Origin of the sequence: Formivibrio citricus, from assembly GCF_900115065.1 — a bacterium.
Classification (GTDB): domain Bacteria; phylum Pseudomonadota; class Gammaproteobacteria; order Burkholderiales; family Chitinibacteraceae; genus Formivibrio; species Formivibrio citricus.
Genome location: NZ_FOVE01000024.1, coordinates 1 through 14,450, shown reverse-complemented (window position 1 = coordinate 14,450; position 14,450 = coordinate 1). Strand labels below are relative to the sequence as shown.

Here is a 14,450-nt window from a genome sequence, read left to right as displayed (position 1 = left end):
GCGGCATCAAGCCATAACTGCCGATTTTTCCTCTGTGTTCTCTGTGCCTCTGTGGTTTAACCAAGGGTTTCAGGTTCATGGGGTTTCTCCCGTGATTTCCGCAAGCCGCTTTTCTGCGGTTGCGCGGTCGAAGTTGCCGCCCAGAGCCAACGCCTTGCGGTAATACTCCGCGGCGAGGCTGGATTGGCGGATCTGCTCCAGACTCACTGCCAGGTTGAATGCCAGATCGGCGTTGCCGGGATCGCGGGAATAGGCGCGGAAATACTGTTCCTGCGCTTCGGTCGCCTCGTTGAACTGCTCCGGTTCCAGCATCAGGAGGCCGCTCTGGGCAGCTTCGTCGCGCGGGTTGAGCGTCAAGAGATGTTGGTAGTGACCAGCGGCTTCCGGTTTGCGGTCTTGCCGGATGGCGATGGCCGCCAGACCGAGCAGGGCGTCGCGGTTGTTCCGGTCAGCGCCCAGCACGTTGCGGTACAGTCTCTCTGCCGTTGCGAAGTCGTCGCGCTGGAAGGCTTGCCAGGCTTCTTCCAGTTGTGGAGGAACGGCGGTGTCGCGGTGCCTGCGTACGATGACGGGCTGGCTGGCGACGGTGCGGGTTTCGGTGCGCGGTTTGGGATCGTCACGGCGGGAGCGCTGTGGAAGCGGGGCTGCGGTTTGCATCGGAACGGCCACAGCAGGGGCGCCACGGCTGGCCGATGCCTTCATCGGTACCGGTTCGGGCTGCGGGACGGGGTGCTGCGATTGCCGCCAGATCCAGCCGACCGTGCCGCCGAGAGCCAGGCAGGCGCCGAGAACCAGCCAGGGTAGCAGGTTCTTGGTCGCAGCTCTTTTTGACACGGGCGGTGGCGGAGGGGGAGAAGCGGGCGCGGACTGTGACGGGTCGATGTACGTCCGGGGTATGCCGGGCTCGACTTGCAATGCCAGCCCGCTTGCCGGAAGCTCGCGTTCATCCCCGTGCCCGCTTTTCTCCGTGCCTCCGTGTCTCTGTGGTGAGAAATTCAGGCTCATCTTTCACTCCAGCCGAACGGGGATGGACGCGTTCTCGGCGGGCAGGTTGCCGCTGCGGAAGGCGGACAACTCGTGTTCTTCGCCGCGCTCGAAAAAATCCCGGTCCGCGGCGAATTGCCGCAGGTGGGCGAGTTGCCCGTCCAGCCCGCTTTCCCGGATGGCGACCGGCTTCAGGAAAATGACGAGCTCGGTTTTTCTGACGCTGTCGTCGCGGTAGCTGAAGAGGTCGCCCAGAACGGGCAGGCGCGACAGCCCCGGTACGCCGTTGCGCTCGTTGAGTTGCGAATCCTGGATCAGCCCGCCCAGCACGGCGACCTGACCGCTCGGCACCTTGAGCGTGGAATCGAATTCGCGCACCTGCAGGTTGGGGATGAGGCTCTTCACGTTGAGATTGTTGGTTGCCGCGAGCATGGCTACGGCCGGGTCTTCCACATAGCTGCTGATCTTGGTGATCGTGGGGCGCACGCTGAGCGTGACGACGCCCGATTCGGCGATTTGCGGCGTGACCTGCATGACCAGCCCGACCGGGACGGTGCGGATCTCGCTGGTGTAGGTGCGGTTGGTTATGACTCCGTTCTCGTTCTTGTCTTCCTCGATTCTCAGGCTGAAGTAGACCTGCTGGTCCACGACTTTCATGACGGCGGTCTGGTTGTTGAGCGCAATGACCTTGGGGCTCGACAACACGCGCGTGCGGCCGAACTGTTCGAGGAAGGTCATCGTGGCCGTGAACATGCCGCCCGCGTAGCCGACGATATTGACCGGCGAGGCGGCGTTGAAGCGCGTCGAAGTCAATTGCTGCCTGAGCGACCAGTTGCGCGAATCGGTCAGCAGGCTCCAGTCGACGCCGGCTTGGTATTGGTCGCCCAGCGTGACCTCGACGACGGTGGCTTCGATCAGCACCTGCCGCAGCGCGGCAGACTGAACCGACGCCAGATATTCCGCCACCTTCTGCTGATCCTTGTGGCTGGCGCGCACGGTCAGCGTGCCGGTTTCCGGGTGCAGGATGACCTGGTTTGCTGTTTCCGGTTTGCCGGGAGCGGGTTCGGGATGCGCCGTCTTGTCCACCCTTGCTTGCAGTGCCGCGATTTGCGTGGCGGCTTTTTCCGCCAACGCCGCATTTTTCTCGATCCTGGTCAGGCGGTCGGCGATGGCCAGCGCTGCGTTGATGTCTCCTGCCGACATGGCCGGACGCGCGATCTGGCCGGCCTGCCGCGCGGTGGCGCCCATGGCGTAGAGCGGGGGCTGCAAGGCAGGCTGGCGGTTGTCCGGCGGGATGCCCAGCATCTCCTTGAGATTGGTTTCGAGTTTTTTCCAGAACTGGTTCTGGGTTTCGCTGTCGATGACCGTGCTGGAACTGTTGGTATTGCCGCCGCCGGTGTAGCCCGCACCCGTTGGCGACCCGCCGGTCGAGTCGACCGAGTTGGCGATGCTTACGGTCGATTTGACGTTGCGCGCGAGATTGAAATAATCGATCCGGTAGGTTTTCAGGTACGGCGTATCCGGCATGACCGTTAGCGTGCCGTTTTCCATGCGCCAGCGCATGTCGATCTGCCCGCCGATGCGTTCCAGAATCTGCGGCAGGGTCTGGTTGATCGCATTGAGCGTGACCTCGCCCGTCAAGCCGGGGTGGATGTCGAGATCGACCCTGGCATCGCGCGCCAGCGCGAACAGCAGGCTGTGCACGTCGAGCTTGCTGACAACCACGCTGTAGGTTTCAGTGCGCGGCACGGATTTGGGCTTGGGAAGAGAGGGTGCGACGGAGACCGGTTTGGGAATGCCGACAGGTGCTGGCGATGCTGGCGCAGTGTGGCGGCCCGCCGTCTGCGGCAGTCCGGGTGCAGCCCCGCAGGCGGCGAGAATCATCGCCATGGAGGCCAAAAACAGGCGCCGGAAAATCGATTTTGGCATGTCATTCCTTCCGGCATGAAAGTACGGGACTACCTCGCAGATGCAAGGGGATTTTTGTCATACGCTTACCGAATTCGTTCATTATTAATTCGTGTAACTTATTTTTGAAGTAATTTACATTGTGTGGCGTGGTTTTGTGAAGAGGGTGTGCGCAGATCCTCCGTGTTGCATCCTGGCAACAATTTGGCTGGCTAGCGGGTTTCGATCCCTGTAAAATCAAGCGTTTTCCCGAATCGCAATGACTTTCGTCATGTCCGCTCCGCTGGTCGAGTTCCGCAATGTCAGCTTTGCCTACGAAGAAGAGATCGTCCTCAGGGATGTGTCGCTGACGGTCGCGCGCGGCCAGGTAGTGGCTATCATGGGCGGGTCCGGCTCGGGCAAGACCACCTTGCTGAAGCTCATCGGCGGGCAGATCCGGCCGGACAGCGGCGAAGTTTTGGTCGATGGCGAAAACGTCGGCAATCTCGGCGAACGCGATTTGTACCGCCTGCGCCGCAAGCTCGGCATGCTGTTCCAGTTTGGCGCGCTGTTCACCGATCTTTCGGTGTTCGACAACGTAGCCTTCCCGCTGCGCGAGCGCACCAACCTCCCGGAATCGATGATCCGCGACCTGGTGCTGATGAAATTGCAAGCCGTGGGCCTGCGCGGCGCGGCCAGACTGATGCCGGCCGAGCTTTCCGGGGGCATGGCACGGCGTGTGGCATTGGCGCGGGCGATTGCGCTCGATCCGCGCGTGATGCTTTACGACGAGCCGTTTACCGGCCTCGACCCGATTTCGCTGGCGACGACCGGCAAGTTGATCCGCGAGCTCAACGATGCGCTCGGAACCGCGTCTATCGTTGTGACGCACGATGTCGCCGAATCGCTGGCGCTCGTGGATTACATCTATTTCCTGGCCGACGGCGTGGTCGTGGCGCAGGGCTCGCCCGACGAAGTGCGGGCCTCGGAACATCCCTTTGTGCGCCAGTTCATCAATGCCGAGCCGGACGGTCCGGTGCCTTTCCACAAGCCGGCAGCGCCCTATGCGGCCGATCTGGGGCTGGAGGCGGCCAATGGTTAATGTTCTGGTGAACCTGTTTTCCCGCATCGGTGCGCCGCTGACCCGCGGCATCGTCAAGCTCGGGTTTGCCTGCCGCTTCTTCATCGCGATCCTGCGCCATTCGCCGGTTTCACTGGTCCGCTTCAGGTTGACGATGCGCGAGATCTGGTTTGCCGGCGTGCTGTCGGTGCTGATCATCGTCGTATCCGGCTTGTTCGTCGGCATGGTGCTGGCGCTGCAAGGCTATGAAACGCTGGTGCGCTTCGGCGCGTCTTCGTCGCTGGGCGTACTGGTGGCCCTGTCTCTGGTGCGCGAGCTCGGCCCGGTGGTCGGCGCCCTGCTGTTCGCCAGTCGTGCGGGATCGGCCATTACCGCCGAGATCGGATTGATGAAGGCCACCGAACAGCTGGCGGCGATGGAAATGATGGCGGTCAATCCGGTGGCGCGCGTGGTCGCGCCGCGGTTCTGGGGGGGCGTGATTTCCATGCCGCTCTTGGCGGCGATGTTCAGCGCGATGGGCATTTTCGGCGGCTACCTGATCGGCGTGCAGCTTCTGGGGCTCGACGAAGGCAGCTTCTGGTCGCAGATGCAGGCGGCAGTCGATTTCCGTCTCGACGTAATGAACGGCGTGATCAAGAGCGCCTTTTTCGGCGTGGCCGTGTCGCTGATCGCCGTGTTCGAGGGCTACGATGCACCGCCGACGGCCGAGGGTGTATCCGGCGCGACCACGCGCACGGTGGTGACTTCGGCGCTGGTAATCCTGGCGCTTGATTTCGTGCTGACCGCATTCATGTTTCGGGGCGTGTAATTCCAAAAAGCATTGGAAACGAGAATGCGAAGGCAAGCGAGCAGGGCTGCGGACAGTACAAGTAGTACGGCAAAGCCCTGCGTGGCGTAGCCGACAAAATTATCGTTTCCAAGGCGAATTGGAATAAATGCGTTACACAACAAACCCTGTCTGGAGAATAAGCTAATGAAACGGGGAATGATCGATTTCTGGGTTGGGCTGTTTGCCGTTGCCGGCGCTGCTGCACTGCTGTTCCTGGCGCTCAAGGTCAGCAGCCAGAGCACGCTGGCGGTGAACCAGAGTTACGAGCTGGTCGCGAACTTCGACAACATTGGCGGGCTCAAGGTGCGTGCACCGATCAAGAGTGCTGGCGTGGTCGTGGGGCGGGTGAATGCCATCGAACTCGATCCGCAGCGGTATGTGGCACGGGTGCACATGGCGATGGATGCCCGCTACCAGTACAGCCGCGACAGCTCGGCCGAGATCCTGACATCCGGCCTTCTGGGCGAGCAGTACATCGGTATTACCCCGGGCGCGGACGACAAGATGCTCAAGTCCGGCGATACGTTCAAGATTACGTCCTCCGCCATCGTGCTGGAGCAGCTGATCAGCCGCTTCCTGTTCAGCAAGGCCGAAGGCGGTAACAAGGATTCAACCGAAGCAGGAAAGTGAAAACAATGAAAAGCATCAAATTCTGGTTCGTGGCAATGTCGCTGGCGCTTGTGGCCGGCAGTTCCGTGGCGGCTCCGGCCGATGCGCCGGAACAGATTGTCCGCAGTGTCAGTCGCGACGTGCTGGAAATCATCCGCAAGAACGACAAGGACTCCGCACGGGTACGCGATCAGGTCGATGCCCGTGTGGCGCCGCTCGCCAACTATAACCGGATGACGGCGCTGGCTGTGGGGCGTCATTGGCGCAATGCCACGCCGGAGCAGCAACAGGCGCTGGTCCGCGAGTTCCGCCAGATGCTGGTGCGCACCTATCTTTCCGCGCTCACGATCTACAAGAATGCGCGCGTCGACGTGAAGGGCTCGCGCGGCGGCAATTCTTCCGACGAACTGGATGTGCGGACCGAAGTCTTCCTGCCCGGCCAGAAGCCGATTCCGCTCGATTTCAGCTTTGAAAAGACCTCCGCAGGCTGGAAAGTCTACGACATCGCGGTCGATGGCATCAGCTTCATCAACAACCACCGCAATCAGTTCAATGCCATCGTGCAGAAGGAAGGCATCGATGGCCTGATCAAGAATCTTTCCGGACGCAATGCCGCTGCACGCGGCAATAAAGTGGCCTCCAAGCGATGAGTACTTCCCTGCAGATTTCCGGTCCGCTGACATTCGATACCGCAGCGCGCCAGCTCGATTCGCTGGGCGTTCCCGGACCGGGAAGCAAACTGCAGGTGGATTTCTCCGGGGTGACCGAGGTCGATTCGGCCGCGGTCGCGCTTTTGCTGCACTGGAGTCGCCAGGCCCGGGCCGCAGGAGCAGAACTGGAATTCATCGCTGTCCCGTCCGGCCTGCATCAATTGATGGGCGTCTACGGCCTGAAGGAAATATTGCCGCAGGCCGGGTGATGCATACATTGTTGAACTACAATGAGACTCCCTGCCGAGGATTTTTGCCATGCGACGCCTGATCGCCTGTCTTTTTGCGCTGGCGCTGGCCGGATGTGCCACGCCCAGCAACAACTATGATCCGCTCGAATCGATCAACCGCCCGCTCTATACCCTGAACAAGGGTATCGACAAGGTCGCGCTGCGCCCACTGGCCCAGACTTGGACCACGGTCACCCCTGAGCCCGTCCAGAAGGGCGTGCACAATTTCTTCGAGAATATCTACGATCTGTTTGCGATCCCGGCCGCTGCGCTGCAAGGCAAGTTTGAGGATGCCGGCAATGGCTTGGGTCGGGTGTTGCTCAATACGACGGTTGGTTTGGCCGGGCTTTTCGATGTCGCAACCGAGCTCGAGATTCCCAAGAGCGACGAGGACTTCGGGCAGACGCTGGGCTACTGGGGCGTTCCTTCCGGCCCTTACCTGATGTTGCCGGGGCTTGGGCCGAAAACGGTACGTGATTCGGTTGATTCAGCCATTTATTTTGCAGCGGGGCCGACTACCTATCTCAATCCGGAGAGCGCGCGCTATGTGTTCATTGGCGTGAACGCGATGGATAAGCGTGCCCAGTTGCTGCCGTTCGACAAGACCCTTGCCGAGCAGTACGACGAATACGCTTTCGTGCGCGATACCTACCTGCAGCGGCGCTGGTTCAAGGTGCATGACGGCAATCCGCCCTACCCCCTGCCCATGGGGAACGACGACCCCGACGGCAAGGATCCTGCTCCAGCCGCACCCAAGAAGGAACAGGGCAGTCAACCTGTAAAACCGGCTGACCCGGCGAAGCCCTCCGTCAAAGCCAGGGCCGAACAGCCGTGAGCGCGATCGTTTTCGATCGCATCTGCAAGCAGTTTGGTTCGTTCTCTGCGCTCGACGAGGTCAGTTTCCGCGTCGAGCAAGGCGATTTCTTCGCTCTCCTCGGCCCCAACGGGGCCGGCAAGACCACCCTGATTTCCATCCTTGGCGGGCTGGCTCGTGCTACATCCGGTACTGCGACCGTCATGGGGTACGACGTGGTGCAGGATTACCGCGCGGCGCGCAGCGCCATCGGTATCGTGCCGCAGGAACTGGTGTTTGATCCCTTTTTCACGGTGCGCGAAACCCTGCGCTTCCAGTCCGGCTATTTCGGCATCCGCCACAACGACGACTGGATCGACGAGATCCTCCTCAACATCGGTCTGGCCGAAAAGGCCGATACCAACATGCGCAAGCTCTCCGGCGGCATGAAGCGCCGGGTCATGGTGGCGCAGGCGCTGGTGCACCGCCCGCCCGTGATCGTGCTCGACGAACCGACTGCGGGTGTCGACGTCGAACTGCGCCAGTCGCTGTGGGCGTTCATCCGCCGCCTCAACGAAGCCGGGCACACCATCGTGCTGACCACTCATTATCTCGAAGAGGCCGAAACCCTGTGCAACCGCATTGCGATGCTCAAGCAGGGCCGGTTGATCGCGCTGGAAGACAAGGATACGCTGATGGGGCACGGCAGCGCCCGGAGCCTGCGGATCGTCACCACCGCGCAAGCGCTACCCGATTCGCTGATGCCGCTGGTGACCGGTGGCTCCGGGCCGGAATTCGAACTGAAGCTGGCCGATTGCTGTGCGCTGGAAGACATTCTGGGCGAGTTGCGCCGGGCCGGGATCGGGCTGAAGGACATCGAAGTGACCAAGCCCGATCTGGAAGAAATTTTTGTCGACATGATGCATCGGTGAGGAGTCTGGCGTGAGGGGTGAGGTGTAAACCCGCTCCCGCAATTGCAGAAACGGCTCCTCCCTCCTGACCCCTTACACCTCACAAACCCATGCGCTTCTACACCCTGCTCCAGAAAGAAATCCTGCGCTTCTGGCGCGTCGCCTTCCAGACCGTGGCCGCGCCCGTGCTGACGGCGCTGCTTTACCAGTTGATTTTCTCTCATTCGATCGGCCAGCATGTCGAACCCTACCCCGGCGTCAGCTACGCGGCCTTCCTGATTCCCGGTCTGGCGATGATGTCGATGCTGCAGAACAGCTTTGCCAATGCCTCGTCCAGCCTGATCCAGGCCAAGGTCACGGGCAGCATCGTTTTCATCCTGCTGCCGCCCCTGTCCTATCTGGAGTTCTTCCTCGCGCACCTGCTGGCGAGCATCGTGCGCGGCTTGGTGGTCGGCATCGGCGTAATCGCCGTGACCCTGTTCTTTGCCATGCCGCCGTTCTCGCATCCCGTCTGGCTGCTGCTGTTCATGGTGCTGGGCTGTGGCGTGATGGGCGCGCTGGGCATCATCGGTGGCATCTGGGCGGAAAAGTTTGACCAGTTGGCCGGCTTCCAGAACTTCATCATCATGCCGCTGACTTTCCTCTCCGGCGTCTTTTACTCGATCCACAGCCTGCCGCCGTTCTGGCAGGCCCTCTCGCACTGGAACCCGGTGTTCTACATGATCGACGGCTTCCGCTACGGCTGCTTCGGCGTCAGCGATGCCAGTCCGTGGCAGAGCCTCGCGGTGGTCGGCGTGACTTTCGCGCTGCTCGCGGGGATAACGCTGCAGATGCTCAGGTCGGGGTACAAATTGCGGCATTAGCCCGTAGCCCGGATGCAGCGCAGCGGAATCCGGGAGCGATACCAGAAAACGCCAATCCCGGATTGCATCCGGGCTCCGTTTGCACCAAGAGGTGAACATGGTCTTGTATCGGCGTAATTATGTTCCCGGAGGCACCTATTTCTTCACCGCTACCCTGCGCAATCGGCAATCGGATTGCCTGACCCGCCATATCGATGCATTGCGCGCGGCATTTGCCGAGGTGAAAAGGCAAAAACCGTTTCATATCGATGCGATTGTCGTTCTGCCTGAACACCTGCACACAATCTGGACCTTGCCGGAAGACGACGCGGATTACTCCGGCCGTTGGCAGGCAATCAAATCGGCGTTCGTGCGGAAAATACGCAAGGAAGGGGAAGCGTTATTGCTTGATGGGAAAGGCAACGCCTTATTGTGGCAAAGCCGATTCTGGGAACACACCATTCACGACGAGGCGGATTACGCCCGTCACGTAGACTACATCCATTTCAACCCGGTAAAGCACGGGCATGCGCAGCACGTGGCCGATTGGCCATATTCCAGTTTCCACCAGTACCTCGCCCGCCATATTTTGCCCATCGACTGGGCAGGCGGTTTGCAGGACGAGATCGGCATCCCCGAATAATTCCCCGTAGCCCGGATGCAGCGCAGCGAAATCCGGGGGAGGTGCCGCTCAACCAGCATTCCCGGATTCCGGTCAATGACCTCCATCCGGGCTACGCTACTAATTCAGGCCCAGGCCTATAGTTCGTAGTTCCGAGAAAGTGCCCAATCCCACTTGCCGACAGCTTCAAAAGCAGCCACTAACGCTGCGGTCGTTCCAAAAGTTGGCAGTTGAATGCGGTCTTCCGCTGTTGCTTCTCGGATGCGGCAGAATTCATGCCACACATGATCCAACTCTTCGGAAGGCTCGCTTTGGCACTGTTGCCAAAGCTGCTCGTAAAGCACTGGAACACCAATTTGTTCGGCGATAAAAAATTCGTTATCCAGAAGATGCCGTCGTATACGGGCCATTTCTGCCTCGGTCGTTTCTCCTTCCAAAAGTAACGCGCCCCAAGCTTTGTAATTGCCTGCATCGCGGTATAGGTACTCGAAGACGGAATAATTCATCGGGCTTATCTCAGAAACAGTTCATCGTGGTGGTAATCGAGAAATTCGCGCAAAGGCCAGAATTTTTTGGGCAAGGCAATTTTTCTGCCTTCAAGCCCAATCAAATAGTCTTTCGTAAATGGGTTGTCGCCCAGCGTATTGAGTTGCGGTGATACCTTGATCACAAAGTCGGGAGTAACGGTAAGCAGGCCGCGATCAAAGGCCTTGTCGTGCAGCGAAGATAGACACAAGCCGTTGGCTGGGTTGAGGCGGTTTTTCTCATCTTTGGCCCATGGCACGATATGGCTAGCAACGAGAAGGCGTGGATCGGCCAGCCCTGTCATGCAGCAACGTCCCTCATAGCTGCTCAGGATGGTTTTTCTAAAGAATGACTGCCTAACGCGAATTTGTACTCGTGCGGTTGTGTTCTCGGCAAAGAAGCTTGGTAGGACATCATCCGGCTCTGCCTCGCTGGATAACGGTTCGATGATGCGGTCTGTTTTTGCCAATGCATCCATGAGCAACTGACTTTCATAACCAACCGCATCCGGATTGGCCTGAAACTCCTGCCAAATCTCTTTATCCAGCGAAGAACTACCCGGTAGCCCCTTGCGGCCTGTTTCGATAATGGCGGGATCAAGGCTGGCTAAGTTTGTGAGTTTCATGGCCAGCGAGCTTGGCGTTCTGCCGATAAGCTTGGCTGTTTCAATGATCAGTGGATTGCCTTTGTGCAGTTTGCCAAACGGCAACTGGCAATACAGGTTGAGAGCAATCAACACCTGTTCGCGCGTCCAATTTTTACTCGTCACGATCAACCCCGCAGGCAAAGCAGCCGAAGAAGCGATCACTGTAGCGGAAGGCTTGTTTGGCTGACAAACCAGTTTCGCTATCGCTGCCATCATCGGTGGCATTGCCGCATCGGCGAATAGCCGATAAGCCCGCGTATCCGACACCGGAATCCGGAAATCGTCCGGGCAGCCCATCAGCCGGGCACATTCGCGCGGGGTGAGGCGGCGCGGGTTTTTGCCTTCGCCCTGCCAGACCAGAATTTCCGAGCCGTCCTTGTAATAACGGGCGGACAAGGTGCGGGCGATGCTGTCCGGGTAAACCAGCCCGAAACCGAAACCGAAGCCGAAGCCGTTGCCCTTGGCCTTGTGGTCGAAGTAGGTGTCGCCATCGTGTGCGAGCTTCGGCTCGCTGCCGTCGGTGTTGTGCAGGATGTGGCGCATTTCACAAAACAGTGGATAGATGGAGGAAGACCATTTCGAGGATGTCCTCGAAATGGTCGAGATCGGTTCCGGAGTAAAACGTGAGCTACCGGATATACGCCTCTCGCGTTATGCCTGCTACCTGATCGTGCAGAACGGCGATCCTGGGAAGCCGGTCATTGCCAACGGCCAAACCTACTTTGCCATGCAGACGCGGCGGCAGGAGTTGGCCGACGATACAAGCTTTGCCCGGTTAAGCGAAGATGAAAAACGGCTTGCCATTCGCAATGAGCTGGCGCAGCACAACACGTATCTGGCTGCAGCGGCAAAGGTCGCTGGCGTGGAAATGCCAATGGATTATGCGATTTTCCAGGACCACGGCTACAAGGGGCTGTACGGAGGTCTCGGAGTAAAGGAAATTCATGCGCGCAAGCGGCTGAAGAAAAGCCAGAAAATTCTGGACCACATGGGCAGCACGGAACTGGCGGCCAACCTGTTCCGCGCTACGCAGGCCTAAGAGAAGCTGCGTCGCGAGGGCGTGCAAGGCAAACAGCGCGCCAACAAGACGCATTATGAGGTTGGCAAGAAAGTGCGCGAAACGATTCGCGAGCTAGGCGGCGCGATGCCGAAAGATCTGCCCTCGCCCGGACAAAGCATCAAGCAAATCGAAAGCCGCCAGAAGAAAAGCAAAATGCTCCCCGATGACTGAGCGGATAAGGAAGTTCAAGGAAATTCCATCTGGAGGGTGGGTGTGGACGTGCTAAAATCCGCCTTCAAATCAAGGCGCCAAGACCAATCGGCCCTCTCAAAGAATCAAGGCGACGATCCATCTGTTGCCGCTCCATCCGGGGATAGGGAATGAAACCCGAAGAACGCTTCGGTCTTGACGGTGTCGAGCGGCAAAAGCGGGCTGTCGAAGAAGCCAACAAGCCGGCGCCCTTGCCGCAAGACGGCTTTTCCAGCCTCGGTCGCGCCTTGGTCAACCTGCCGTGGGTCGTGCTGGCTGTCGCCTTCATCATCTGGTGGCTGAAGAAATAACTGGATAGAAATGGACAAACTCAAAATCACCGGCGGCCTGCCGCTCAACGGCGAAATCAGCATTTCCGGCGCCAAGAATGCCGCGCTGCCGATCCTGTGCGCGAGCCTGCTGACCGCCGATACGCTGCGGCTGACCAACGTGCCGCAACTGCGCGACGTGCTCACCACGCAGAAGCTCTTGCAGGGCATGGGCATGCGCGTGATGACCGACAACGTGCACGAATTCGAACTGACCGGCAGCACGGTCAACAACCTCGTCGCCCCGTACGAGCTCGTGAAAACCATGCGTGCGTCGATCCTGGTGCTGGGGCCGACGCTGGCACGCTTCGGCGAAGCCTCGGTTTCATTGCCGGGCGGGTGCGCCATCGGTGCACGGCCGGTGGGCGAGCACATCAAGGGTTTGCGCGCGATGGGTGCCGAGATCGTGATCGAGCATGGCTACGTCAAGGCCAAGGGCCGCCTCAAGGGTGCGCGCATCGTGACCGACATGGTGACCGTGACCGGCACCGAGAACCTGATGATGGCCGCAGTGCTGGCCGACGGTGTGACCGTACTGGAAAACGCGGCGCGCGAGCCGGAAATCGTTGATCTGGCCGAATGCCTGATCAAGATGGGCGCCAAAATCCACGGTCACGGCACTGACACGATCACGATCGAGGGCGTGAAGGAGTTGCACGGTGCCGACCATGCCGTGATGCCGGACCGCATCGAAACGGGCACTTTCCTCGTGGCCGCCGCCGCAGCGCGGGGCAAGATCGTGTTGCGCAATACGCGCGCCGGGCTGCTCGATGCCGTGCTCGACAAGCTGCAGGAAGCCGGCGCCGTCATCGAAGCGGGCGATACCTGGATCGCGCTCGACATGCCGCGCCGCCCCAAGGCGGTCAGCGTGCGCACCGCGCCGCACCCTGCTTTCCCGACCGACATGCAGGCGCAGTTCATGATGCTCAACTGCGTGGCCGAAGGCACCGGGGTGGTGACGGAAACCATTTTCGAGAACCGCTTCATGCACGCACCGGAACTGATCCGCATGGGTGCCAAGATCGAAACTGAAGGTAATACCGCCATCGTGACCGGGGTCGAGAAGCTCTCCGGCGCGACCGTGATGGCGACCGACTTGCGCGCCTCGGCCTCGCTGGTGATTGCCGGTCTGGTGGCAGAGGGCGAAACCATCGTGGACCGCATTTACCATCTGGACCGCGGTTACGAACACATCGAGGCCAAGCTCAACGGTGTTGGCGCACAGATCGAAAGAATCAGTTGATGTAGCGCGGGTTAGGCTTGAGGCCGTAACCCGCGAAAAACAAGGAAAGCCTCATGATCACCATCGCCCTTTCCAAAGGTCGCATTTTTGAAGAAACCCTGCCGCTGCTGGCTGCGGCCGGCATCACGCCGAACGAAGACCCGGAATCCTCGCGCAAGCTAATCATCGGCACCAATCGCGACGACGTGCGCCTCATTATCGTGCGCGCTTCCGACGTGCCGACCTATGTGCAGTACGGCGCGGCCGATCTCGGCGTGGCGGGCAAGGATGTGCTGCTGGAGCATGGTGGCGCCGGCCTGTACCAGCCGCTGGATCTGGAAATCGCCAAGTGCCGGCTGATGGTCGCAGTGCAGAACGGTTTCGACTATGAAGGTGCGGTCAAACAGGGCGCACGTCTGCGCGTGGCGACCAAGTACACCCAGTGCGCGCGCGAGCACTTTGCGGCCAAGGGCGTGCACGTCGACCTGATCAAGCTCTATGGCTCGATGGAACTGGCCCCGCTGGTGGGATTGGCCGATGCGATTGTCGATCTGGTGTCCACCGGCGGAACGCTGAAGGCCAACAATCTGGTCGCCGTCGAACATATCCGCGAAATTAGCTCACGCTTGGTCGTGAATCAGGCCGCGCTCAAGCTCAAGCATGATCGTATCCAGCCGATCATCGATACGTTTACTGCCACGGTGCAGGCGCGGCAACAGCGCTGACAAAACAAACCCCGGCAAGCACCGTAATGTCGTTCACTTAAGAATTTTTATGCGCCTGCGGCGCAGGGTGTACAGCCGGTTCCGCCCGGCAGGCGGGAAAGGGATTTGTCTCGCCAAATCCCCTTCACCCCTAGGCGAGCCCGCTCCGGCGCCCCTGCAGGGTTCCCTGCGATGCTCGCAAGACGCGGCGGCTGCGCAACTCGGCCTGCGGCCTCAGACAGTGCTCGCCGAATTCCCGCGCCTTGCTGTGCTTCTC

Annotated in this window: 16 protein-coding genes and 1 pseudogene; 13 read left to right on the top strand and 4 right to left on the bottom strand. The window is 60.1% G+C overall.

What is annotated here, in order from left to right; genetic code table 11:
- Window positions 1-75 precede the first annotated feature (75 nt).
- A complete protein-coding gene (locus BMZ36_RS13100) occupies window positions 76-834 on the bottom strand; it encodes a tetratricopeptide repeat protein (protein WP_091197636.1) in 759 nt (252 codons plus the stop codon).
- Between the two features lie 174 nt (window positions 835-1,008).
- The gene (locus BMZ36_RS13095; protein WP_091197633.1) at window positions 1,009-2,913 is read right to left on the bottom strand and encodes a pilus (MSHA type) biogenesis protein MshL; all 1,905 of its coding nucleotides are present in this window, start codon (window positions 2,911-2,913) and stop codon (window positions 1,009-1,011) included.
- Between the two features lie 238 nt (window positions 2,914-3,151).
- Here BMZ36_RS13095 and BMZ36_RS13090 point away from each other — a divergent pair, with 238 nt between their 5' ends.
- The 9 genes from BMZ36_RS13090 (at window position 3,152) to BMZ36_RS13050 (ending at window position 9,519) form a co-directional block, all read left to right on the top strand.
- Window positions 3,152-3,973, top strand: a complete 822-nt coding sequence (locus BMZ36_RS13090; protein WP_245747943.1) for an ABC transporter ATP-binding protein — start codon at window positions 3,152-3,154, stop codon at window positions 3,971-3,973.
- Window positions 3,966-4,760, top strand: a complete 795-nt coding sequence (mlaE, locus tag BMZ36_RS13085; protein WP_091197631.1) for a lipid asymmetry maintenance ABC transporter permease subunit MlaE — start codon at window positions 3,966-3,968, stop codon at window positions 4,758-4,760. Before BMZ36_RS13090 ends, mlaE begins: the two co-directional genes overlap by 8 nt.
- Window positions 4,761-4,925: 165 nt before the next feature.
- Window positions 4,926-5,411: an outer membrane lipid asymmetry maintenance protein MlaD gene (mlaD, locus tag BMZ36_RS13080; protein WP_091197628.1), complete on the top strand. Its 486-nt coding sequence runs from the start codon at window positions 4,926-4,928 to the stop codon at window positions 5,409-5,411.
- Window positions 5,412-5,416: 5 nt separating this feature from the next.
- Entirely contained in the window at window positions 5,417-6,040 is a 624-nt protein-coding gene (locus BMZ36_RS13075) for an MlaC/ttg2D family ABC transporter substrate-binding protein (protein WP_245747941.1), read from the top strand.
- On the top strand, window positions 6,037-6,309 hold the full coding sequence (locus BMZ36_RS13070) for an STAS domain-containing protein (RefSeq protein ID WP_091197625.1): 273 nt from the start codon (window positions 6,037-6,039) through the stop codon (window positions 6,307-6,309). The genes BMZ36_RS13075 and BMZ36_RS13070 overlap by 4 nt, the downstream gene beginning before the upstream one ends.
- A 49-nt stretch (window positions 6,310-6,358) precedes the next feature.
- The gene (locus BMZ36_RS13065) at window positions 6,359-7,165 is read left to right on the top strand and encodes an MlaA family lipoprotein (RefSeq protein ID WP_091197620.1); all 807 of its coding nucleotides are present in this window, start codon (window positions 6,359-6,361) and stop codon (window positions 7,163-7,165) included.
- Window positions 7,162-8,055 carry an ABC transporter ATP-binding protein gene (locus BMZ36_RS13060; protein WP_091197617.1) on the top strand — a complete coding sequence of 298 codons (894 nt, stop codon included), beginning with the start codon at window positions 7,162-7,164 and terminating at the stop codon, window positions 8,053-8,055. Before BMZ36_RS13065 ends, BMZ36_RS13060 begins: the two co-directional genes overlap by 4 nt.
- 89 nt (window positions 8,056-8,144) lie before the next feature.
- Window positions 8,145-8,897: an ABC transporter permease gene (locus BMZ36_RS13055; protein WP_091197613.1), complete on the top strand. Its 753-nt coding sequence runs from the start codon at window positions 8,145-8,147 to the stop codon at window positions 8,895-8,897.
- Between the two features lie 97 nt (window positions 8,898-8,994).
- Window positions 8,995-9,519 (top strand): REP-associated tyrosine transposase, encoded by a 525-nt coding sequence (locus BMZ36_RS13050; protein WP_091197609.1) that lies wholly within the window; start codon window positions 8,995-8,997, stop codon window positions 9,517-9,519.
- A gap of 116 nt (window positions 9,520-9,635) precedes the next feature.
- Here the strand turns inward: BMZ36_RS13050 and BMZ36_RS13045 are convergent, their stop codons facing one another.
- Both BMZ36_RS13045 and BMZ36_RS14885 read right to left on the bottom strand, forming a co-directional pair.
- Window positions 9,636-10,004 carry a hypothetical protein gene (locus tag BMZ36_RS13045; RefSeq protein WP_091197606.1) on the bottom strand — a complete coding sequence of 123 codons (369 nt, stop codon included), beginning with the start codon at window positions 10,002-10,004 and terminating at the stop codon, window positions 9,636-9,638.
- A gap of 5 nt (window positions 10,005-10,009) precedes the next feature.
- The gene (locus BMZ36_RS14885) at window positions 10,010-11,212 is read right to left on the bottom strand and encodes an HNH endonuclease (RefSeq protein ID WP_091197603.1); all 1,203 of its coding nucleotides are present in this window, start codon (window positions 11,210-11,212) and stop codon (window positions 10,010-10,012) included.
- Window positions 11,213-11,231: 19 nt separating this feature from the next.
- On the opposite strand from BMZ36_RS14885, the pseudogene dinD reads away from it, so the two are divergent.
- The 4 genes and pseudogenes from dinD to hisG all read left to right on the top strand — a co-directional run bounded on the left by dinD (window position 11,232) and on the right by hisG (window position 14,194).
- Window positions 11,232-11,900: pseudogene (gene dinD, locus BMZ36_RS13035) on the top strand (DNA damage-inducible protein D).
- 149 nt (window positions 11,901-12,049) lie between these two features.
- Window positions 12,050-12,229, top strand: coding sequence for a hypothetical protein (locus BMZ36_RS13030; protein WP_091197600.1), 180 nt, complete (start codon window positions 12,050-12,052; stop codon window positions 12,227-12,229).
- 10 nt (window positions 12,230-12,239) lie between these two features.
- Window positions 12,240-13,490, top strand: coding sequence for a UDP-N-acetylglucosamine 1-carboxyvinyltransferase (gene murA, locus BMZ36_RS13025; RefSeq protein WP_091197597.1), 1,251 nt, complete (start codon window positions 12,240-12,242; stop codon window positions 13,488-13,490).
- 53 nt (window positions 13,491-13,543) lie between these two features.
- Window positions 13,544-14,194 carry an ATP phosphoribosyltransferase gene (hisG, locus tag BMZ36_RS13020; protein WP_091197594.1) on the top strand — a complete coding sequence of 217 codons (651 nt, stop codon included), beginning with the start codon at window positions 13,544-13,546 and terminating at the stop codon, window positions 14,192-14,194.
- Window positions 14,195-14,450: the final 256 nt, after the last annotated feature.

Excerpts from the sequence above, each read along its gene's own strand:
- BMZ36_RS13075 (WP_245747941.1), top strand. The coding sequence starts at position 5,417 with ATGAAAAGCATCAAATTCTGGTTCGTGGCAATGTCGCTGGCGCTTGTG.
- BMZ36_RS13095 (WP_091197633.1), bottom strand. The coding sequence starts at position 2,913 with ATGCCAAAATCGATTTTCCGGCGCCTGTTTTTGGCCTCCATGGCGATG.
- hisG (WP_091197594.1), top strand. The coding sequence starts at position 13,544 with ATGATCACCATCGCCCTTTCCAAAGGTCGCATTTTTGAAGAAACCCTG.
- mlaE (WP_091197631.1), top strand. The coding sequence starts at position 3,966 with ATGGTTAATGTTCTGGTGAACCTGTTTTCCCGCATCGGTGCGCCGCTG.
- BMZ36_RS13050 (WP_091197609.1), top strand. The coding sequence starts at position 8,995 with ATGGTCTTGTATCGGCGTAATTATGTTCCCGGAGGCACCTATTTCTTC.
- mlaD (WP_091197628.1), top strand. The coding sequence starts at position 4,926 with ATGAAACGGGGAATGATCGATTTCTGGGTTGGGCTGTTTGCCGTTGCC.
- BMZ36_RS13090 (WP_245747943.1), top strand. The coding sequence starts at position 3,152 with ATGACTTTCGTCATGTCCGCTCCGCTGGTCGAGTTCCGCAATGTCAGC.
- BMZ36_RS14885 (WP_091197603.1), bottom strand. The coding sequence starts at position 11,212 with ATGCGCCACATCCTGCACAACACCGACGGCAGCGAGCCGAAGCTCGCA.
- BMZ36_RS13055 (WP_091197613.1), top strand. The coding sequence starts at position 8,145 with ATGCGCTTCTACACCCTGCTCCAGAAAGAAATCCTGCGCTTCTGGCGC.
- BMZ36_RS13070 (WP_091197625.1), top strand. The coding sequence starts at position 6,037 with ATGAGTACTTCCCTGCAGATTTCCGGTCCGCTGACATTCGATACCGCA.
- murA (WP_091197597.1), top strand. The coding sequence starts at position 12,240 with ATGGACAAACTCAAAATCACCGGCGGCCTGCCGCTCAACGGCGAAATC.
- BMZ36_RS13045 (WP_091197606.1), bottom strand. The coding sequence starts at position 10,004 with ATGAATTATTCCGTCTTCGAGTACCTATACCGCGATGCAGGCAATTAC.
- BMZ36_RS13065 (WP_091197620.1), top strand. The coding sequence starts at position 6,359 with ATGCGACGCCTGATCGCCTGTCTTTTTGCGCTGGCGCTGGCCGGATGT.
- BMZ36_RS13030 (WP_091197600.1), top strand. The coding sequence starts at position 12,050 with ATGAAACCCGAAGAACGCTTCGGTCTTGACGGTGTCGAGCGGCAAAAG.